18 protein-coding genes and 3 tRNA genes are annotated in these 20,069 nt (G+C 64.6%); 15 read left to right on the top strand and 6 right to left on the bottom strand.

Annotation, left to right across the window (positions count from 1 at the left end):
* Window positions 1-145 precede the first annotated feature (145 nt).
* Both CFB17_RS03575 and CFB17_RS03570 read left to right on the top strand, forming a co-directional pair.
* Window positions 146-901 (top strand): competence/damage-inducible protein A, encoded by a 756-nt coding sequence (locus CFB17_RS03575; protein ID WP_165769404.1) that lies wholly within the window; start codon window positions 146-148, stop codon window positions 899-901.
* Between the two features lie 101 nt (window positions 902-1,002).
* Window positions 1,003-1,089: transfer RNA gene (locus CFB17_RS03570), tRNA-Leu, on the top strand.
* A gap of 94 nt (window positions 1,090-1,183) precedes the next feature.
* On the opposite strand, the gene CFB17_RS03565 is transcribed toward CFB17_RS03570, so the two are convergent.
* From CFB17_RS03565 to CFB17_RS03555, 3 genes are all read right to left on the bottom strand, one after another.
* Entirely contained in the window at window positions 1,184-1,846 is a 663-nt protein-coding gene (locus tag CFB17_RS03565; protein ID WP_088560024.1) for a DUF2497 domain-containing protein, read from the bottom strand.
* Window positions 1,843-3,237 (bottom strand): TolC family protein, encoded by a 1,395-nt coding sequence (locus tag CFB17_RS03560; RefSeq protein ID WP_088560023.1) that lies wholly within the window; start codon window positions 3,235-3,237, stop codon window positions 1,843-1,845. Before CFB17_RS03560 ends, CFB17_RS03565 begins: the two co-directional genes overlap by 4 nt.
* A 112-nt stretch (window positions 3,238-3,349) precedes the next feature.
* The gene (locus CFB17_RS03555; RefSeq protein WP_088560022.1) at window positions 3,350-4,003 is read right to left on the bottom strand and encodes a protein-L-isoaspartate O-methyltransferase family protein; all 654 of its coding nucleotides are present in this window, start codon (window positions 4,001-4,003) and stop codon (window positions 3,350-3,352) included.
* Window positions 4,004-4,175: 172 nt separating this feature from the next.
* Here CFB17_RS03555 and CFB17_RS03550 point away from each other — a divergent pair.
* From CFB17_RS03550 to CFB17_RS03495, 12 genes are all read left to right on the top strand, one after another.
* Window positions 4,176-4,249 (top strand) — tRNA-Cys (locus CFB17_RS03550).
* 115 nt (window positions 4,250-4,364) lie between these two features.
* Window positions 4,365-4,439: transfer RNA gene (locus tag CFB17_RS03545), tRNA-Asn, on the top strand.
* A 147-nt stretch (window positions 4,440-4,586) separates the two neighbouring features.
* Window positions 4,587-5,321 (top strand): NAD-dependent deacylase, encoded by a 735-nt coding sequence (locus CFB17_RS03540; RefSeq protein WP_207761922.1) that lies wholly within the window; start codon window positions 4,587-4,589, stop codon window positions 5,319-5,321.
* Window positions 5,322-5,491: 170 nt separating this feature from the next.
* Complete coding sequence (locus tag CFB17_RS03535; RefSeq protein ID WP_243389712.1) at window positions 5,492-6,052, top strand: F0F1 ATP synthase subunit delta; 561 nt, start codon at window positions 5,492-5,494, stop codon at window positions 6,050-6,052.
* Entirely contained in the window at window positions 6,052-7,587 is a 1,536-nt protein-coding gene (gene atpA / locus CFB17_RS03530) for a F0F1 ATP synthase subunit alpha (RefSeq protein WP_088560020.1), read from the top strand. Before CFB17_RS03535 ends, atpA begins: the two co-directional genes overlap by 1 nt.
* An 11-nt stretch (window positions 7,588-7,598) precedes the next feature.
* A complete protein-coding gene (locus CFB17_RS03525) occupies window positions 7,599-8,489 on the top strand; it encodes a F0F1 ATP synthase subunit gamma (protein WP_088560019.1) in 891 nt (296 codons plus the stop codon).
* Window positions 8,490-8,624: 135 nt separating this feature from the next.
* Complete coding sequence (gene atpD, locus CFB17_RS03520) at window positions 8,625-10,085, top strand: F0F1 ATP synthase subunit beta (RefSeq protein ID WP_088560018.1); 1,461 nt, start codon at window positions 8,625-8,627, stop codon at window positions 10,083-10,085.
* Between the two features lie 55 nt (window positions 10,086-10,140).
* Window positions 10,141-10,563 (top strand): ATP synthase F1 subunit epsilon, encoded by a 423-nt coding sequence (gene atpC, locus CFB17_RS03515; RefSeq protein ID WP_088560017.1) that lies wholly within the window; start codon window positions 10,141-10,143, stop codon window positions 10,561-10,563.
* Between the two features lie 110 nt (window positions 10,564-10,673).
* Window positions 10,674-11,501: a hypothetical protein gene (locus CFB17_RS03510; RefSeq protein ID WP_165769403.1), complete on the top strand. Its 828-nt coding sequence runs from the start codon at window positions 10,674-10,676 to the stop codon at window positions 11,499-11,501.
* 125 nt (window positions 11,502-11,626) lie between these two features.
* Window positions 11,627-14,155, top strand: a complete 2,529-nt coding sequence (locus CFB17_RS03505) for a ligase-associated DNA damage response DEXH box helicase (RefSeq protein WP_243389711.1) — start codon at window positions 11,627-11,629, stop codon at window positions 14,153-14,155.
* Complete coding sequence (gene pdeM / locus CFB17_RS03500) at window positions 14,152-14,901, top strand: ligase-associated DNA damage response endonuclease PdeM (RefSeq protein WP_088560014.1); 750 nt, start codon at window positions 14,152-14,154, stop codon at window positions 14,899-14,901. Before CFB17_RS03505 ends, pdeM begins: the two co-directional genes overlap by 4 nt.
* Entirely contained in the window at window positions 14,894-15,361 is a 468-nt protein-coding gene (locus CFB17_RS03495; protein WP_207761921.1) for a SufE family protein, read from the top strand. The genes pdeM and CFB17_RS03495 overlap by 8 nt, the downstream gene beginning before the upstream one ends.
* On the opposite strand, the gene CFB17_RS03490 is transcribed toward CFB17_RS03495, so the two are convergent.
* Window positions 15,351-16,136, bottom strand: a complete 786-nt coding sequence (locus tag CFB17_RS03490; RefSeq protein ID WP_088560013.1) for an inositol monophosphatase family protein — start codon at window positions 16,134-16,136, stop codon at window positions 15,351-15,353. The two genes, CFB17_RS03495 and CFB17_RS03490, sit on opposite strands and share 11 nt — an antisense overlap.
* A complete protein-coding gene (gene recD2 / locus CFB17_RS03485) occupies window positions 16,133-18,361 on the bottom strand; it encodes an SF1B family DNA helicase RecD2 (protein WP_243389710.1) in 2,229 nt (742 codons plus the stop codon). Before recD2 ends, CFB17_RS03490 begins: the two co-directional genes overlap by 4 nt.
* A gap of 151 nt (window positions 18,362-18,512) precedes the next feature.
* On the opposite strand from recD2, the gene ugpQ reads away from it, so the two are divergent.
* Entirely contained in the window at window positions 18,513-19,301 is a 789-nt protein-coding gene (gene ugpQ / locus CFB17_RS03480) for a glycerophosphodiester phosphodiesterase (protein ID WP_243389709.1), read from the top strand.
* Here ugpQ and lexA read toward each other — a convergent pair.
* The gene (lexA, locus tag CFB17_RS03475) at window positions 19,292-20,068 is read right to left on the bottom strand and encodes a transcriptional repressor LexA (protein WP_088560010.1); all 777 of its coding nucleotides are present in this window, start codon (window positions 20,066-20,068) and stop codon (window positions 19,292-19,294) included. The two genes, ugpQ and lexA, sit on opposite strands and share 10 nt — an antisense overlap.
* Between the last annotated feature and the right edge of the window lies 1 nt (window position 20,069).

Raw genomic sequence — 20,069 nt, 5'->3', positions numbered from 1 at the left:
CGCGGTGCTCTCGGATCAGGCTGGTCCCCGTAAGAGATAATCGCGTTCTGGTTGATATTCAGCAGGAAATCCTGCGGCTGGCCGAGCATGCCCATCGTCGCGGCCGGATTGAAGCTTCGACATCACAGGGCTTTGGAGAAGGCGCTTGAGCAATCCGACGGCATCGCTCCTCATCATCGGCAACGAAATTCTCTCAGGCCGTACCATCGACGCCAATCTGTCTTATATCGCCCGCGTCCTGGGTACGGCCGGCATCCGCATGACCGAGGCCCGTATCGTTCCAGATATCGAGGCCAGGATCATCGAGGCGGTGCGGGCACTCGCCGCCAGCACGACCTATGTCTTCACGACGGGCGGCATTGGTCCGACGCATGACGACATCACGGCCGCCAGCATTGCCAGGGCATTCGATGTGCCGCTCGTGCGCAATGCGGAGGCGGAACGGCGGCTGCGTGCCTATTACCCGCCCGAAAAGGTCAACGACGCCAGGCTGCGCATGGCTGACATCCCGCAAGGTGCCAGCCTTATCGACAATCCCGTCTCGACCGCGCCGGGCTTCGTTCTTCGTAACGTGCATGTGCTGCCGGGCGTGCCGCGCATTATGCAACCCATGCTCGATCTTCTCGTCCCGACGCTGACGGGCGGCAAGCCCTTGCGCTCGCGGACCGTCGTCTGCGACGAGGCCGAGGGTGTCCTGGCTGACGGTCTGCGGCAGCTGCAAGCGACCCATGGCAGCGTCGAGATCGGTAGCTATCCGGGACAGCGGGACGGCCGACCGGAGACCTCCATTGTCTTTCGCGGCACCGACCCCAGGGCGATCGAGGCGGCGGTTCTGGCCTTTGCTGACCTTGCGCGCCAGATTGGGTTTGCCGCCGAGGATCAGGGCCTGGCCCCGCTTTGAGGCCAAGGGAGAACTGGGGGGCAAAGCAAGGCTCCGATTGAAAAACCTATCGGCCTCCACCCCTTGCGGCCCCGGCCGACGACGCTATGGTCCGCGCGGCTGCCCGCTTGGCGAAATCGGTAGACGCACCGGATTTAAAATCCGTTGCCCTCAAGGGCGTGCCGGTTCGAGTCCGGCAGCGGGCACCAAATGGATCCGGGCCTCCGGCCGACAATGCTGGGGAACGTGCGTTCCTCCACTAAGTTCATCTGGCATTCCGGCTGCGATTAGTCAGCAGCCTGGCTAGCGGCTTTCGCGCTTGACCAGCCGGGCCACCTCTTCTTCGACGATGCGCTCGACGAGCTGCGGCAGGTTGGCATCCAGCCAGTCCTTCAACATTGGCCGCATCATCTCGACGACGAGTTCGTCGATCGACGGCGCGCGTGCTCGCGTCGGGGCTACCGCTTCCTGGAGGCGCGCGAAGGCGGAACTGCTGGCCATGGCTGCTGCCGAGGAAAGGAGACCGTTATCCGCCGAATTCTGGGCTGAAGGCGCGGGTTTGACGGTGGGATTGGCGGGCTCGGTCGAGACTGGAGGCGTGACCGTCACGGGCTGTGTCTCGCGCCATTCCGCCTGGCTGCCAAGCGCTTGAGGAGGAGGGTTGGCGATGAAGGAGGGCCTGGGGATCTCGCTATCGCTCCGCTCCAGGGGGCTTGGCTCCGGACGGATTGGCGCCGTCTCCCGCGGCCGCTGCGGCTCGCTGCGCTCGCGCAGGAATTGCGGCCGGGGCAGCTCCTCGTCCTGCTTTGCCTGGGGCACGCTGCTGGGGCGGGGGGCTGGTGCGGGCGGTGCCGGCGACTGACCCTCCGGCTCGTTGACGATCATCCGGCGGATCGACGTCATGATGTCTTCCATCGACGGGACCGGCGCGCCTCGCGAGGGCGCGCGGTTGCTTTCATCGGTCATGACGGCTCCAGAATGTTCTGCAAGGAGTGGGCGAACAGGCACTTGCCTTGTGATCGTTGATACATACCAAGAATATCGAAAAGGTTAACGATGCGAGGATTAAGGAGCGGCATCGGAGTCCGCGGCGAGGCCAAGAGCCCGCTCGTCCAATCGGCCCGAGGCGGCCAGGAGCGCATAGCTCGCGGTGACAAGATCCGCTTGCGCGCGAACCAGTTCCGAGCGGGCCGCAAGAGCTCGTTTTCCGCATCCAGGACGTCCAGGACCGTCCGCAGGCCGATGAGCGCCTCGTGCCGCACGCCATCGGCGGCGATCTCTGCCGCACGCGCCTGGATCTCCAGCGCCCTGACGGAACTTCGCGCCAGCATGAGGGTCTGCCAAGCCTGCGTGGCATTGAGCGTGACCGCCAGCCTACGGTCCTCCAGGTCATAGCGGCGACGTGACAGTTCGGCCTGGGCCGCATGTTCGCGCGCCGCGGCACCACCGCCCTGGTAGAGCGGGACGGTGACGACAGCCCCTATGGACGCCTCCGTCTGCCGATCGGTATAGCGATCCGGATCGGTCGCGTAGGCCAATTGAGTCTCGAGTGCGACCTTGGGGCGGCGCTCGCTTTTGGCGACGGCCAGAGCCCCTCTTGCCGAATCGACGTCGTTCGCGGTCGCGACCAGGCTTGGATGATCCTGCGCCAGGCCTTCAGCCTCGGCCTGCGAGCGCGGCAGGCCCGGCGCTTCGGGCGGCGGCAGCAGAATCCGCGACGGCGGCCGTCCCACCAGCCGCATGAATTCCGCTTCGCTCGCCTGCACGCCCGCCTCGGCCACGGCTTGCGCGTGGGCGGCACCGGCCAGGCGGGTTTCCGCCTGCGCGATGTCAGTGATCGTAACATCGCCGAAGCGAAAGCGCAGCCGCGTCTGGTCGAAGGCTTGTTTTAGTCGTTTTTCCTTGGCGGTCGCCAGGGCGAGAAGAGCACGATCGCGGATCAGGGCGGCGTAGGTACCAGCCACCGTTGCCAGGATCTGCTGTTCGGCATCGCGGAGCCTGGCGCGTTCCGCTCTAAGATTGCCCTGGGTGCGCTCAATGTCGCCGGTGATTTGGCCGCCGGAGACCAACGGCTGGCGAACGACCAGGGCCTGTCGCGTGGCGCCAAGCGTCGTCGTCTGCCGGTCGGCGTCGAGATAGCTTATGCCTTCGCTCGAATTCAAGGAGACGGTAGGCCGCCCGCCGGCCTTGGCGGCGTCGACCAGTGCTTGCGCGCCGCGCACCCGTTCCCTGGCGCTCTTCAGTGCTGGATTGGCATCGATCGCGTCGAGCAGCACGTCCCTGAGTGTCTCGGCAGCGCATGGCGATATGCCGAGCCACATGCACGTCATCAGGATCAAAAAGCGCCCGGTGCTCATCAAATGGCGCTTAGCGAAGTTCGCCTAGCGGAGATACTCTCGCGCAACCCCGGAGATAGATAACGTGGAGATGAGTCGCATTAATGTCGCATCGGGGTTGAGCCTGGTTATCTTAAAAGACGAAGCTCGGCGCGGGTCGGAATGTGACAAGTTCAGGGAGCCAGGCGTCGAACGGCGTTACCTTGCCGATCGTTCCATTCACGCGTGTTGCAATGGTGACGCGACCGGCTCGGTCATCCTGAACGACGCAGGCGAGGCGCCCTCCCTCCTTGAGCTGCTGTGTCAGCTCGCTCGGGATCGCGCGCACCGAGCCTGCAAGGAGAATGACATCGAAAGGTGCCTTTGCCGGTAGGCCCTCTTTTAGTCTGCCGGTCTCGACGCTGACATTGTCGATTCCGAGATCCCTCAGGCGGCGATCGATCTCCGTCGTGTCGTCATGCCGTTCGGTCAAGAGCTGGACGCTGGCGCCGAGACGGCCGGCCACGGCCGCGGCATAGCCCGTGTCGCAGCCGATCACGAGGACCGTCTGGTCCGGCCGGATGGCGGCGCTCTGCAGGAGCTTGGCCAGTGCCAGGGGCTCGATCAGCCGGCGGCCATCGCCGAAGGCCAGATCCTCGTCGGTATAGGCCACGCTCTTGAACGCGGGCGGCACGAAGAGCTCCCTTGGAATGGTCAACATGGCCTCGATGATGCCCGGGTCGTCGATCCGATTGGTCCGGAGCTGGCTCTCGACCATGTTTCGGCGGGCGACGGCATAATCGGACATGTGGGAAGCTCGACCTTGCGGGTTGGCAACGGAGCAAACCGGCCTCGCCGGCGCCGGCGCAATATAGAAGCGTTGCGCAAGGAAGGGCAATTGCTGCGCCGGGCGGCTGGACGCGGTCTCAGTGCATTGACCGCGCGGTGCTGCCTCCCCTATGAAAGCCGCGCTTCACACCGGCCCGGTGGCAGAGTGGTCATGCAGAGGACTGCAAATCCTTGTACGTCGGTTCGATTCCGGCCCGGGCCTCCAGGTCTCGAATGAGACGAGTGGAGCGGTGCTGGCGATGCGGATGAAAAATCATCACCGCATGGCTAGCCGAGCGGGCCAAGGGTTGCTATGACCCGCGCCCGAAGACGAGAGATGTTCCGGCGTAGCTCAGTGGTAGAGCAGACGGCTGTTAACCGTCGGGTCGTAGGTTCGAGTCCTACCGCCGGAGCCAAGTCATCCCCCAAGAAAGTCCTGTCCGCCTGATGGGATCTCGCAAATTGCTGCGAGGCGTCTAAGCTGCGTGGTCTATTTTCTTGTGGTCCCGCGTTCTTCGCGTGGGGCCGGGGTCGTCCTTTGCGTTGGGACGAGGGGAGTTCTGGTGCGAAACGAACGCGGTCGTCGACTTGGCAAGGATGTGCCGATCGTCGTCCTTACCGGTGCCGGCATCTCGGCGGAATCGGGCCTGGCGACGTTTCGCGGAGCGGATGGCCTCTGGGAGGGTCATCGGATCGACGAGGTGGCGACCCCCGAGGCGTTCAGGGACGATCCCGAGCTCGTGCACCGCTTCTATAATGCACGCCGTCGACAACTGGCCGGACCGGGCATCGCCCCCAATGCGGCCCATCTGGCTCTGGCGCGCCTGGAACGGGCGTGGACGGGAGACTTCCTGCTCGTCACCCAGAACGTGGACGATCTTCATGAGCGGGCGGGGATGGTCAGGACGCTGCACATGCACGGGCAACTCGGCATGATGCGCTGCCTTGCCTGCGATGAGGTCGGTCCGGCGGACGAGCAATTGAGTGTGCGGAGCTGCTGCGGCGTCTGCGGCTCAATCGCCACATTGCGTCCTGACGTCGTCTGGTTCGGCGAGATGCCGCGCGGCCTCGGTCGGATTTACAAGGCGCTCGAGACGTGTGGAATTTTTATCGCGATCGGCACCTCGGGGCAGGTCTACCCGGCGGCGGGATTCGTCGAGGCGGCGCGTGCCGCCGGTGCTTGGTCAATCGAGGTTAATCTTCTTGCCAGCGCCGTCAGCGATTTCTTCGATGAACATTGGCGGGGGCTCGCGAGTGAAGCGGTGCCGGCCCTGGTCGACCAGCTCATCGGAAGTTGACGCCGACACGGATTTGGCCACCATGCCGCAAGCGAAAGGGCAGGTGGTTCGCTTGCGGGCACATGACCCGTGTGTTATCTGCGCACCGCTTTTGCTCGTGTGGCAGCTTTGATGAAAAGGGCGCCACCATGGGCCGGACGAGGTCACAAGAAAACGGGGAACAGCAGCAAGTGCCTGCCAACTCAGCCGCCGCATCGGGCTTGGCGACACGCTACGCGACGGCAATCTTCGAGCTTGCCGAGCAGCATGGCGAACTGGATGCGGTGGCCAGCGATCTGGAGGGCCTGCGGCGTATGTTCGCTGGGAGCCAGGATCTGCAGCGACTTACGGTCAATCCGTCGCTTTCGCGCGGCGACGAGGAAAAGGCGATGGCGGCATTGTCGGAGGCCGCTTCCTTTTCCGCCCTTACCCGCAACTTCCTGGGCGTGCTGGCGTCGCATCGCCGCCTGCACTCGCTGGATTCAATCGCTCAGGCCTTCGTGACGCGCCTGGCCGAGCAGCGCGGCCAGGTGCAAGCACGGGTCGTAACGGCCAGTCCGCTGCCCGCGAAGGATCTGGCGGCCCTGAAGTCTAGTCTTGCCGCTTATGCCGGCAAGACGGTCGATCTAGACGTGGCGGTCGATCCCAGTCTTCTTGGCGGGCTCGTCGTCACCATGGGTTCGCGAATGATTGATGCGTCGTTGAAAAGCAAACTTAAAGGCCTCGAGCTGTCGATGAGAGGAGTGGGCTGATGGATATCCGCGCTGCAGAAATATCGGCCATCCTTAAAAGCCAGATCGAGCATTTCGACACCGGGGCCGAGGTCGCCGAGGTCGGACGCGTCCTTTCCGTCGGCGATGGCATCGCCCGCGTCTATGGCCTGGACGAGGTCCAGGCGGGCGAGATGGTCGAGTTCGAGGACGGCACGCGTGGCATGGCCTTGAATCTCGAGCTCGACAATGTCGGCGTCGTGATCTTCGGCGACGACACGGGGATCGGTGAGGGCGGTACCGTCAAGCGGACCAAGTCGATCGTCGATGTGCCGGTCGGCAAGGGCATGCTGGGCCGCGTCGTCGACGCCTTGGGCAATCCGATCGATGGTAAGGGCCCCATCGAGGCAGCCGAGCGACGCGTCGTCGACGTTAAGGCGCCGGGCATCATTCCGCGCAAGTCGGTGCACGAGCCGATGCTGACCGGCCTCAAGGCCGTGGACGCGCTGATTCCGATCGGCCGCGGACAGCGCGAGCTCATCATCGGCGACCGCCAGACGGGCAAGTCCGCCATCGCCATCGACGCCTTCTTGAACCAGAAGGGTGTCAATGCCGCAGCCGGCGACGACGACACCAAAAAGCTCTTCTGCATCTATGTGGCGGTGGGCCAGAAGCGCTCCACCGTGGCCAAGATCGTGAAGTCGCTGCAGGACCGGGGCGCGCTCGACTATACAATCGTGGTGGCGGCGACGGCCTCCGAGGCCGCGCCCCTGCAGTTCCTGGCGCCTTATGCCGGCTGCGCCATGGGCGAGTATTTCCGCGACAACGGCATGCATGCCGTCATCGTCTATGACGATCTCTCCAAGCAGGCGACAGCCTATCGCCAGATGTCGCTCCTGCTGCGCCGCCCGCCGGGCCGTGAGGCGTTCCCGGGCGACGTTTTCTACCTCCATTCGCGCCTGCTCGAGCGTGCCGCCAAGCTCAGCGACGAGCGCGGGGCGGGCTCGCTGACGGCGCTGCCGATCGTCGAGACGCAGGCCAACGACGTTTCGGCCTATATCCCGACCAACGTGATCTCGATCACCGATGGCCAGATCTTCCTGGAGACGACGCTCTTCTACCAGGGCATCCGCCCGGCGGTGAATGTCGGCCTCTCGGTCAGCCGCGTGGGCTCGGCGGCCCAGACCAAGGCGATGAAGCAGGTGGCCGGCAAGATCAAGCTGGACTTGGCGCAGTATCGCGAGATGGCGGCCTTCGCCCAGTTCAGCTCGGACCTCGATGCGTCGACGCAGCGTCTGCTCAACCGGGGCGCGCGCATGACCGAGCTTCTGAAGCAGCCGCAATACCAGCCCTTGACCAACGAGGAGCAGGTCGTCGTCATCTATGCCGGCGTCAATGGGTATCTAGATGGCATCAAGGTGGCCGATGTGGGCAAGTTCGAGCACCAGTTGCTGGAACAGGTGCGATCAAGCCAGGGCGAGCTGATCGAGGCGATCCGGACCACGGGCCAGCTCTCGAAGGAGAACGAGGAAAAGCTGAAGGGCGTCCTCGAAGCCTTCGTCAAGAACTTCGCCTGAGGCGCTAGCGCATGGCCAGCCTCAAGGACCTCCGCGTCCGCATCAACAGCGTCAAGCAGACCCGCAAGATCACGAGTGCCATGAAGCTCGTGGCGGCTTCCAAGCTGAAACGGGCGCAGGAGCAGGCGGAGGCGGCAAGGCCGTTTGCCGAGAAGATGACCGCGCTCCTGGCCAATGTCGGCGGCGCGATGGCGGGCCAGCCCGGCCTCTCGCCGCTCCTGGTCGGCACCGGCAAGGACGACGTCCATCTTCTTGTCGTCGCCACTGGCGATCGCGGGCTTTGCGGCGCCTTCAACAGCTCGATCATTCGCGGCACCAGGCGAAGGATCGCGGAGCTGCGTAGCCAGGGCAAGGAAGTCAAACTTTTGACGATCGGCCGTAAGGCGCGCGACCTTCTCAGGCGCGATTATGGCGACCTCATGGTCGAGCATGTCGATGGCGTGGTCGGCAAGCGCCGGCTGGAGTTCGCCGATTCCAAGCTGATCGCCGACAAGATTCTCGATCTCTTCGAGCAGGGCGCCTTCGACGTGGCGACCTTGGTCTTCAATCAGTTCAAGTCGGCCGTCACCCAGGTCCTGACCTTCAAGGCCCTGATCCCGGTCGAACTGCCCGTCGTCGAGGAGCAGTCCGAGGCCGCCGAGCCACAGGCGATCTACGAGTTCGAACCCGGCGAGGAAGCGATTTTGAACGAGCTGCTGCCGCGCAATATCGGCGTGCAGATCTTCCGCGCGCTCCTTGAGAATGCCGCAAGCGAGCAAGGCGCGCGCATGGTGGCCATGGACAATGCGACGCGCAACGCGGGCGACATGATAAATAGTCTGTCCTTGCGTTATAATCGCCAGCGTCAGGCCCAGATCACCAAGGAGCTGATCGAGATCATCTCCGGTGCCGAGGCCGTTTGATCGTCGGGTAGGCGTGGGCCGGATCATCCGGCCATGACCGCCGTTTAGAATGCGCAGCCTGGGGCTGCTTTGAAGACAGGGCAGGCGAAACCTGCTCTTTGGCGAACTGAAGCTTTTTTAGACCTTGAGGTAACGATGGCGACCCAGCTCTCCGAGAGGCCCGGCAACACGAACGCCACCAATGTGGCGCGCGGCAAGGTCACCCAGGTGACGGGTGCCGTCGTCGACGTGCAGTTCGCCGGCAAGCTGCCCTCGATCTTGAATGCGCTCTACACCGACAATAACGGGAGCAGGCTCGTTCTCGAGGTAGCGCAGCATCTGGGCGAGAACACCGTCCGAACGATCGCCATGGACGGTACTGACGGGATGACGCGCGGCCAGGAAGTGATCGACACGGGCGCGCCGATCTCCGTGCCGGTTGGCAAGGAGACGCTGGGCCGGATCCTGAACGTCATCGGTGAGCCGGTCGACGAGCGCGGCCCCGTCAACGCGACGGTTACCGCTCCTATCCATGCTCCGGCACCGGCCTTCGTCGACCAGGCTACCGACTCCGAAGTTCTGGTCACGGGCATCAAGGTCGTCGATCTGCTCACGCCCTATCCCAAGGGCGGCAAGATCGGCCTCTTTGGCGGTGCCGGCGTGGGCAAGACCGTGCTCATCATGGAACTCATCAACAACATCGCCAAGGCGCATGGCGGCGTCTCGGTCTTCGCCGGCGTCGGCGAGCGGACCCGCGAGGGTAACGATCTCTATCACGAGATGATGGAATCTGGCGTCATCGACCTTGAGGACCAGAGCAAGTCCAAGGTGGCGCTGGTCTATGGACAGATGAACGAGCCGCCGGGCGCCCGCGCTCGTGTCGCCCTGACTGGCCTCACCGTGGCCGAGCATTTCCGCGATACCGAAGGGCAGGACGTGCTCTTCTTCGTCGACAACATCTTCCGCTTCACTCAGGCGGGCTCCGAGGTCTCGGCGCTGCTCGGCCGTATCCCCTCCGCCGTGGGCTACCAGCCGACGCTGGGCACCGACATGGGGGCCATGCAGGAGCGAATCACGTCGACCAAGAAGGGCTCGATCACCTCGGTGCAGGCGGTCTATGTGCCGGCGGACGATCTGACCGACCCGGCGCCGGCCACGACCTTTGCCCATCTGGACGCTACCACGGTGCTTTCGCGCCAGATCGCGGAGCTTGGTATCTACCCGGCCGTCGATCCGCTCGATTCGACGTCGCGCATCCTCGAGCCCGACGTCGTCGGCGAGGAGCATTACCGCGTCGCGCGTTCGGTTCAGGAGACGCTGCAGCGCTACAAGGCGCTCCAGGACATCATCGCCATCCTGGGCATGGAGGAGCTCTCGGAAGAGGACAAGCTCACCGTCGCCCGGGCGCGCAAGATCCAGCGCTTCCTCTCGCAGCCCTTCCACGTGGCCGAGGTCTTCACCGGCAGCCCCGGCAAGCTCGTGCCCGTCGAGGACACGATCAGGGGCTTTAAGGGCATCGTGAACGGCGACTACGACCACATGCCGGAAGCCGCCTTCTACATGGTCGGCACGATCGAGGAAGCCATCGAGAAGGCCAAGAAGCTGGCCGCAGGCTGATTGTCGGATCCAGGGCCGCCCCTGGATCCTCCCTTTCTATCAGGATGCTTGCCGCATGGCCGAGAACAAGGTGATCCTCGAGCTGGTCTCGCCCGAGCGGGTGCTGGCCAGCGAGGAAGTCGACATGGTGACGCTGCCGGGCGCCGAGGGCGAGTTCGGCGTGCTGCCCGAGCACGCGCCCCTGGTGGCCCTGCTCAATCCCGGCATCATCACGACCTTCGAGGGAACCACGCCCAAGAAGCGCATCTTCGTGGCCGGAGGATTCGCCGAGGTGAACGAGCGGGGATGCATCGTCCTGGCCGAGGCTGCAGAGCCCCTTGAAGAGATCGATCGGGCGAGCGCCGAGCGTGCGCTTGCCGACGCGCGCGATGATCTGGCTGACACCAAGGACGCGGGTGAAACCGAGCGGCAGCGTCTCGAGACGGCCGTCAAGGTGGCTGAGACCAGGCTCGAGGTGCTGGATAACCCCTCGCATTGAAGTAGGCCTTTCCGGGCCTTCGTCCTGATCCGCTGGCTCCTGTCGGGTGCCGCGCAATCGGGCCGAAAAGATCATTGTCATATAGGACACAAATCCTTATAGTGGGCGGCGTGAATGTCGCGCCCACCACCTCCACGCATGCAGCGCGCCGCTGCCGCCCCTACGCGCATGGCGCCAATCGCCGCCGCGTCGCCAAGAGATTGGCGGGCGGCGTCGCGGTCGAGCATGTGGCCGAACTCGAAGGGGTATCGGTCGGGACGATCACGGACCTTTTGAGCGACCTCGCCTTCAAGGCGTTGCTCGATCACTATCGCGCCCTGGCCCGCGCGGGAGACGCGCTGCGCGAGCATCGGCTGCGACGGATCGTGCTCATCCTTTTTGTCAGCGCCGTCCGCCGTCTCGACCCCTTGGCGATCATCTATGGCATGGCCAAGCTGCTTGCCCTGCGCGATCCCGTGGCCTGCCTTCTCGATCCCTTCCTGGCCGCGATGGAGCGAGGGATGGGCTCGCTGGTGCCGCGCCGTCTGGTTCATTCGCCGCGCGTGCTGAAGCCGGCGCCGGCAGCCTTGCCGACTGATCCCGTGCTCCTGCTGCGCCACGAAGGCAACGGCGAACGTAGCGAGACACGCCTGGTTGCGAGGCTGGTGCGCCTGGCCGAAGCGGCCGCCTTGATGGCGGCGTCCAAGGGTCGCCACCGCCGTGGCGCTGCCCTCATCGAGGAGGCCGATATCCTCCTCCCATTGCCGCCCGAGGACGAGCTGGGCGATATCCTTCGCGGGGCCTGGGTTGCGCTTCGGCGGGACTGGCTCCAGCGCTCGCCGAAGCGTCCGCCTCCCGAGTCCGGGCCGGAGCCATTGCGGGCGGCGCATCCCGCACCGCCGCAAGTCAGGCCGCGGCACCGCTTCACCTACCAGGCTGTGACCGCCTTCGATCCTTGAGGCGGCGCTTGATCTCGCCCGCATGCTTACCTTGGACCCGAAGCGTTCAGGTGAGGGCGAATAGGACTCGACGTCGCATCGCCGGCCGCTACATCAGGGCGCCTATGGACGATCCGTCGACGCCAATGGTCCTTCCTGACCCTTTCGATCGCTGGCTTGCAAGCCGGGGCTGGCGTCTGCGTGCGCATCAGGCGCGTATGATCGAGCTGGCGGAGGCCGGGCGGGACGCCATGCTGGTGGCGCCCACGGGCGGCGGCAAGACGCTGGCCGGCTTCCTGCCCAGCCTGATCGAGCTTGCCGCCATGCCGCCCCGCGTCAAGCGGCGGGTGCACACGCTCTATGTTTCGCCACTCAAGGCACTGACCACCGATGTCGGCCGCAATCTCGAGCAGCCCATCGGCGAGATGGGGCTGGACGTCACGACCGGCATTCGCACAGGCGACACGCCAGCCAATCGCCGGGCTAGGCTGCGCCGGAGTCCGCCGGATATTCTTTTGACGACTCCTGAGAGCCTGGCGCTGCTTCTCTCCTACGAGGATGCCAGCGATTTTTTCGGTGGCCTCAAGGCGGTGGTGCTCGATGAGCTGCACGCCATTGCCGACAATAAGCGCGGCAGCCTTCTTTCGCTGGGTCTGGCACGGCTGCGGCGGTTGGCGCCGGCGGCAAGGTTCGTCGGCCTGTCGGCGACCGTCGCCAGCCCGTCGACGCTGCGGCGGTTCCTCTCGCCGGTACCCGCGAGCGTGGCGCTCGTGGAGGGCGAGGCGGGAGCGCCGCCGGAGATCGAGATCCATGTCCCCGACGGCCACGTGCCCTGGGCCGGTCACATGGCCACCTTCGCTGCCAAGGATATCCTGGCGCATATCCGAGCGGCCCGCATCTGCCTCGTCTTCGTCAATACAAGGGCGCAGGCAGAGCTTTGCTTTGGAGCTGTCTGGCGGCTGAACGAGGAGAATTTGCCGATCGCGCTCCATCACGGCAGCCTTGCTGTGGAGCAGCGGCGGCGCGTCGAGGCGGCGATGGCCGCTGGCAGGCTGCGTGCCGTCATCTGCACGAGTTCGCTCGATCTCGGCATCGACTGGGGTGCCGTCGATCTGGTCCTCCAGGTCGGCGCACCCAAGGGAGCCGCACGTCTCGTGCAGCGCATAGGTCGCGCCAATCATCGCCTGGATGAGCCCAGCCGCGCGGTCCTGATCCCCGCCAACCGGTTCGAGATCCTGGAGTGTATCGCCGCCCGTGAGGCCGTAGCCGAACACGAGCTCGATGGTGGCCAGATGGCGATCGCCGCGTTGGACGTGTTGGCTCAACATATCGTCGGTACGGCCTGTGCAGGCCCGTTCGACGCCGATGCCCTGTTCGCCGAGGTAACAATGGCCGGCCCCTATCAGGGGCTGACGCGCGCGGTATTCGACCGCGTCCTCGATTTCGCCGCGACCGGCGGGTACGCGCTCCAGGTCTATGAGCGCTATCATCGCCTGGCGCAGGACAAGGAGGGCCGGTGGGGCTTGGTCGATCGCCGGCTGGTGCGGCAATATCGGATGAATATCGGCACGATCGTCGAGGCGCCGCTGATGCGGGTGCGCCTAGGGCCGCGCGGGCGCCGGCTTGGCGAGGTCGAGGAGCATTTCGTCCTCTTGCTGACCCAGGGCGATACGTTCCTCTTTGCCGGCCGCATCCTGCGCTTTGAAGCTATTCGCGAGAACGAGGTCATCGTCTCTTTGGCCAAGGGCGCGGCCGAGCCGAAGATCCCCGCTTATGCCGGCGGCAAGCTGCCTTTGACGACCGAGCTCGCCCATCGCGTGCGGGCGATGCTAAACGATCTTGAGCACAGGCCGCGTTTCCCGGCGGTGGTTCGGGAATGGATCGAGGCGCAGGAGGAGCATTCGGCGATCGCGGGCGGTGAGGAATTGCTGGTGGAGACCTTCGAGCGCCATGGCAGGCATTTCCTCGTCGCTTATTGCTATGCCGGCCGCAACGCGCATCAGACGCTTGGCATGTTGATCACGCGGCGGATGGAGCGGCTGGGGCTGCGGCCGCGTGGGTTCGTCGGCTCGGATTATTGTATCGCCGTCTGGGGTCTCAACCCGATTTTAGACATTGCGCCGCTCTTTGCCGTCGATCTGCTGGGTGACGATCTTGAGGAATGGATGGCCGAGAGTTCCTTGATCAAGCGGACTTTCAGAAATTGCGCGGTGGTCGCCGGTCTGATCGAGCGGCGTCATCCAGGCCAGGAGAAGACGGGTCGGCAGGTGAACTTCAATGCCGATCTGATCTATGATGTCCTTCGCCGCTACGAACCGGATCACATCTTGCTGCAGGCTGCGCGCGTCGAGGCTGCTGCCGGGCTCACCGATATTCGGCGGCTGTCTGACCTCCTGACCGAGGTGCAAGGCCGCATCAGGCATGTGCGATGCAAACGGATTTCACCCTTTGCCATCTCGATCATCGCCAGCATCGGCAAGGAGTCGGTGCAGGGCGATGGCGTGGACGAAGATCTGGATGAGATCGTGACGGAGCTGGTCGAGGAGGCGATGGGCGAGGCGGCGGCGGCTCGTCACGTCGAGGCGCAAAGCGGACTGGAGCCCATCGTCAAGGAACGGGGCGAGCGCCCGCATCGCGTCGGCGGGGCCGGCCGCTCGCGTTCGAGGCGTTCATGACGGCGGTACGGATAGAGCTGGGCACCCGGTCGTTGATCCTCGATCCATCGGGGGCCGCCTTTTGCGAGGCCAGCGGCCTGTTGGTCGTGGCAGACCTGCATCTGGAGACCGGAAGCGCCTTTGCTCGTCGCGGTCTTCTGCTGCCGCCCTACGACACGGCGGCCACGCTGCATCGGCTGGAGGCGCTGATCACGCGGCTTCGGCCCTCGGTGGTCGTCAGCCTGGGTGATGCCTTTCATGACGCCAAGGGGCATCTGAGCCTGCCGGCGATGGAGCGACGATTATTGCAGTCGCTCTGTGGCAAGGGTCGGTGGATCTGGATCAGCGGCAATCATGACCCCCTGCCGCCCGAAGGGCTGGCCGGCGAGGCGTTGGCCGTCTTCGTCGATGGCGATCTCGTCTGCCGGCACGTGCCAAAGCCGGGCCCGACGACGATGGAAAGCGGATTCGAGATCGCCGGGCATCTTCATCCCAAGGCCCTGGCGCAAGGGACGCGCCTGCGCTTGCGGCGACCTTGTTTTCTCAGCGACGGGTCCAGACTCGTGCTTCCTGCCTTTGGCAGCTACACGGGCGGTCTGAATGCGCTGGACGACGACGTCAGCGGCCTTTTTGCCGGCGGCTACGACGCCTACCTGCTGGGCAAGGACCGGGTGTTCCGCCTGGCACATCATCAATTGCTGGCGGAGCCCCCCAGTCCGCGCATGGATGTGATCCGCCATTTGCGACTGGGTGTCCGGCATGGCTGAGGAGCAGGAGGGGAGCATGGATCAGGCGGATTCGATTGCGGGCGAACAAAAGCGCATCGAGGACGATTTCGCCCTCCTTGAGGATACGCGTGACAAATACGAGTTCATCATCGAGCTTGGGAAGGAACTAAAGCCCATGCCCGATGAGCAGAAGATCGCGGCGAACCTCGTTCGCGGCTGCCAGAGCCAGGTCTGGATGACGGCCGAGCTTGATCCGGCGAGCGGTCGCCTGGCCCTTCGTGCCGACAGCGATGCCATCATCTCCAAAGGGCTCGTGGCTCTGGTGCTGCGGCTCTACGACAAGCGGTTGCCGGCGGAGATCCTGGCGAACCCGCCGGACGTGTTCGAGGCGATCGGCCTGGGTCGCCTGATCACGCCCGGTCGTTCGAACGGGCTCTATGCCATGGTCAACCGGGTGCGCCAGTTCGCCGAGGGATTCGGCCAGGCGGCTAAAGCTTGATCCCGCTGGCGGCGGCGATGGCATCGGCGATGCCGGGCGTCGCTGCGGCCACGGCGCGCGTTTCAAGCAGGGTCGCGCCATCCGTGTAGTCGGTGGCGCGACCGCCGGCTTCCTTGACGATGGCAAGGCCGGCGATCACGTCCCAGGACGAGCAGGTCAGGACGGCGTGCGCGTCCAGTCTGCCATCGGCGACGTGACAAAGAGAAAGGGCGCTCGACCCCATGCGGCGGTGGTCGAGCTTGAGATCGAGAATGTTGCTCACGAGCGTCTCGTAGCGCTCGGCTGGCGTCTTGAATGTGTAGCTGAGGCCGATACAGGCCGTGGCGGTCTCGGTTCTAGCCGAGACCTTGATGGGCTTGTCGTTCCGAAAGGCGCCATGGCCGCGTCTGGCCGTGAAAAGCTCGTCGTGGACGGGATCATAGGTCAAAGCGAGCTCGGTTTGCTCGTCGACGATGAAAGCCAGGACCATCGACCAATAGGGCAGGCCACGCAGGAAATTGGCGGTACCGTCGATGGGGTCGGTGATCCAAAGGCTGGGGGCCAGCTGGCCGCCATGCTCTTCGCCCAGCACCATGTCGTCGGGAAAGGATTGGGCGATGCGCTCGCGGATCAGCGTCTCGACCTCACGATCCGCCTGGCTGACGAGGTCCTGGACGCCCTTGGCCTCGACCTTCAATTCGCCCCGGCGATGAAAATAATCGAGGGCCACGCGGCCGCCATCGCGAATGGCCTGGATAGCCACCTGCATCCGCCGGTTCAGATCGTCTTCGGTCATACTGGGTCCTTCTGCTTGAATTTGTCGATCAACAACGTCCGCCGACCATTCTCGCCGACGTCGTGGACGGCTCGTTCGAGCGCTTGATAATCGCCGACGATGACGACTAGCCGGCGTGCTCGCGTAATCGCGGTATAGAGCAGCCGCCGGCGCAGCATCCGCCCGTGCTGGCGCCCGAGGGCCAGGACGACTGCTGGATATTCCGAACCCTGCGCCTTGTGAATGGTCACGGCATAGGCCGGGGCCAGGGCCGAGAGGTCAGAGAAGGTGTAGAGGAGCTCGCGGCTATCGATGATCGCCCGCAGCGTGCGAGCCTGTCGATCGATCGCCGTTACCCGGCCGAGATCGCCATTATATACTTCCCGGTCATAATCATTCTCGATCTGCATCACCTTGTCGCCGACCGCAAAGACGATGTCACCACGCTCGACGGTGGCGATCGGCTCGGGATTGAGGCACTGGCGGAGCACTGCATTGAGGGCCTGTGTTCCGAGCGGCCCCCGATTCATAGGCGAGAGCACCTGCACATCAGTCCAGGGATCGAGGCCAAAGCGCTGGGGAATTCGTTTCGCCACCAGCTCGACCAGACGCTCCCGCACTGCCTCCGGCGTATCGGCTCGAATGCCGTAGAAATCGCCTAGCTCGTCGTCCCGGTGAAGGAAACGGGGCAGGCGCCCCTCGTTGATCGCATGGGCATTCGTGACGATGGCGCTCTGGGAGGCCTGGCGGAAAATCTCGGTGAGGCGGATCGTGGGTACGCGCCCCGATCGGATCAGGTCGTCCAGGACCTGGCCCGGGCCGACGGAGGGTAGCTGATCAGCATCGCCGACGAGCAGCAGTGCCGCGTCGTCCGGCAGGGCGTCGAGAAGGGCCGCCATGAGGTTGGTGTCTACCATCGACATCTCGTCGCACACCAGAAGATCCACCTCGAGCGGCCGTCCGGCATGCCGGCGAAAGCCACGTCCGGGATCGGCCTCGAGCAGGCGATGCAGCGTCTTGGCTTCAACGCCCGTGCTTTCGGTAAGGCGCTTTGCCGCCCGACCTGTTGGTGCCGCCAGCGCTACCCTCACGGTCGATTCGCCAGCACGTGCGGCCAGGCTGTCGATCGCGGCCAGAATGGCCCGCACCAGCGTCGTCTTACCGGTGCCGGGCCCACCGGTGATGATCGTGATCTTGGCCGACAAGGCGACTTTGACGGCTTCCCGCTGGGTAGGCGCCAATTCCACACCGAGCGAGCGATCGGCAGCGGCGAGCGCGCCAGTCGGATCCAGTCGGGCTGCCCAGGCGGAGGGCGAGCTGCCGATGGCGCCAAGTCGCCGCGCGATTGTATCTTCCGCATCCGCCAGCGCTGCAAGCTGGATCTGTTGACCATTCTCGCCCTCCGCCCGGAGCAGACCCAGCCGGATAGCGCTCTCGAAAGCGGGCTCGATCGCGTCCCGGGGCAGCGCGAGCAACTGGGCGGCGTCGGCGAGGAGAATGGCTTTCGGCACAGCGGTGTGACCGGCGTCGGCTGCCTGCCGCATGGCCTCTTCCAAAGCCGCCACAAGTCGCACCGAAGCGTCCGGCGCTATGCCAAGGCGGCGGGCCACATCGTCGGCTGAGCTGAATCCGAAGCCGCGCACGTCGCGCGCCAGAGCGTAGGGGTCGTCGCTGACCTTGGCGATTGCTTCCTCGCCATAGGCTTCGATGATGGCGCGGGCCTTGGCCGGCCCCAGCCCGTTGCCATGGAAGAACACCATGAGATTGCGCTGCTTGTCCTCGCGCTGCCAGGCGTCGGCGATGCGCGTCGCCAGTGTGGCGCCGATCCCCTGGACCTCCTGCAAGCGTTCGGGGCGCGTTGCCAGGACATCGGCCAGCTTCTCGCCGAAATGGAGCGCCACCCGCTTTGCGAGTTCCTCGCCGATCCCGGGCACGACACCTGAAGCAAGGTAGGCTTCGATTCCGGCATTGACGTCGGACGCCACGATATCGGCTTCGGATGCCTCGAATTGGCGCCCCCAGGCCTTGTCGTCCTTCCATGTGCCCGTGGCGCGCACGAGATCGCCTGGTCGCAATGGCTGCAGACGACCGACGAGCGTCTGCAGATCGGGCATGATGGCCGTGCGCAGGCGGAGCACAGTGTAGCCGGTCTCAGCGTTGCGAAATGCGACCTTCTCGACCGTGCCCGTCAGGAACGTTCCCTGTTGCTCCCTGGCGCTCTCCTGGCCCTCGACCAGCTCTGTCACCATCCCTGTCCAGTTCGCATGGCGCCCTATCTGTTCTGGCAATCAAAGGCCGACCCCTTGATTGCCAGCGTCGCGGGGTGATCGTAAGGATCCGTGCCGTTTGAAACGAGACCGCGGCAGCGGGCCTTGCGCCCTTAAGGAGATGCATCCCATGGCTAAGGAAGGATGGGAAGCCTGGCGACCCGGATCGCGTCCGGCAATGCCTGGTCTGGCCAAGGTCGTCGGCCACCGCGGCGCACGTGCGCGCGCACCTGAAAACACTCTTGCCGGCCTGCGCAAAGCGGCCGAACTCGGGGCCACCTGGGTCGAATTCGACGTCATGCTGACCGCCGATGGTGTGCCTGTACTGATGCATGACGATACGCTCGATCGCACGACAAACGGACAGGGCTCGACGGCGGCGATCACTCTGGCCGAACTCTCCAAACTTGACGCCGGCGGCTACTTCAGTGCCGCGTTCGCGAACGAGCGCGTCCCGACATTCAAGGAAGCCATCGATATTTTGATCGATCTTCACCTGGCGGCGAATGTCGAGATCAAACCTGTTCCTGGCCACGAGCGGCAAACGGCACATGCCGTAGCCCAAATCCTGGCGGATTCCTGGCCCGCCATAGGACCGGATCTCTTGATCTCCAGCTTTTCCAAGACGGCGCTGACGGAAGCGCGAGCAACCGCGCCCGCCTTGGCCTACGGACTCCTGGTCGAAGAAGTTCCCGCGAACTGGGCATCGCTTATGCAGGAACTTGGCTGCACCAGCCTGCATGCGTGGCACGAAAAGACGGCACCCGAAGAGGTCGCCTCTATCGCGGCAGAGGGCGTGCCTGTGCTCCTGTACACGGTCAACGATCCTTCTTGCGCCTCGGCATTTTTAAAAGCCGGAGCGGCTTCCATCATCACCGACGTTCCGGACCTTATCCTGCCTGCCGTCGATCACCGATAGCGGCGGAGCAGGCCCACGAGCTTACCTTGGACCTTGACCTGGCTGCTATTGAAAATCCGGGTCTCGTAGAGTGCGTTGGCAGCTTCGAGCGCGATCGAAGCGCCCTTCTTGCGCAAGCGCTTCAACGTGACTTCCTTGTCGTCGATCAGGGCGACGACGATGTCGCCGGAATCAGCTGTTTCGCCTTGCTTGATCACGACGAAATCACCGTTGAAGATACCGGCGTCGATCATCGAATCGCCGACGACCTCGAGCACGTAATGCTGCCCGTCGCCGATCATCATTTCCGGAACACTGATGGTTTCCGCGCCTTCGGCCAAAGCCTCGATCGGTGTCCCGGCCGCGATACGACCATAAATGGGTATCGCCGAGTGGCCGTCACCGCCCGCCAGCAAAGGTCGACGCTTCATGCCCTCGAACGTGCCCCAGACCACATTGGAACGCGTCGACGCACGTCGTCCCCTGCGACCTTTGGTTTCGGGAGCGGGGCGCTCCCGCTCGGGCGACCGGTCCGGCGAGAGCGTCTCGGCCTCGCGATGTCCGGCGGCCACATCCTCAGGCAGGCGAAGAATCTCCAATGCGCGGGCGCGATGGGGCAGCCGGCGGATATAGCCGCGTTCCTCGAGGCCAGAGATCAGACGGTGAATCCCGGATTTAGACTGAAGCTTCAGCGCGCAGCGCATTTCTTCAAAAGAAGGCGGCACTCCGTGCTGCGCCTGACTTTTTTGGATGTAGCGAAGCAACTGGAGCTGACGCTGAGTCAGCACG

It is taken from the genome of Arboricoccus pini (assembly GCF_900187945.1).
Taxonomy (GTDB): Bacteria; Pseudomonadota; Alphaproteobacteria; order Geminicoccales; family Geminicoccaceae; genus Arboricoccus; species Arboricoccus pini.
Note: the sequence above shows the minus strand (reverse complement) of the source record. Positions and strands in the feature narration are given on the sequence as shown.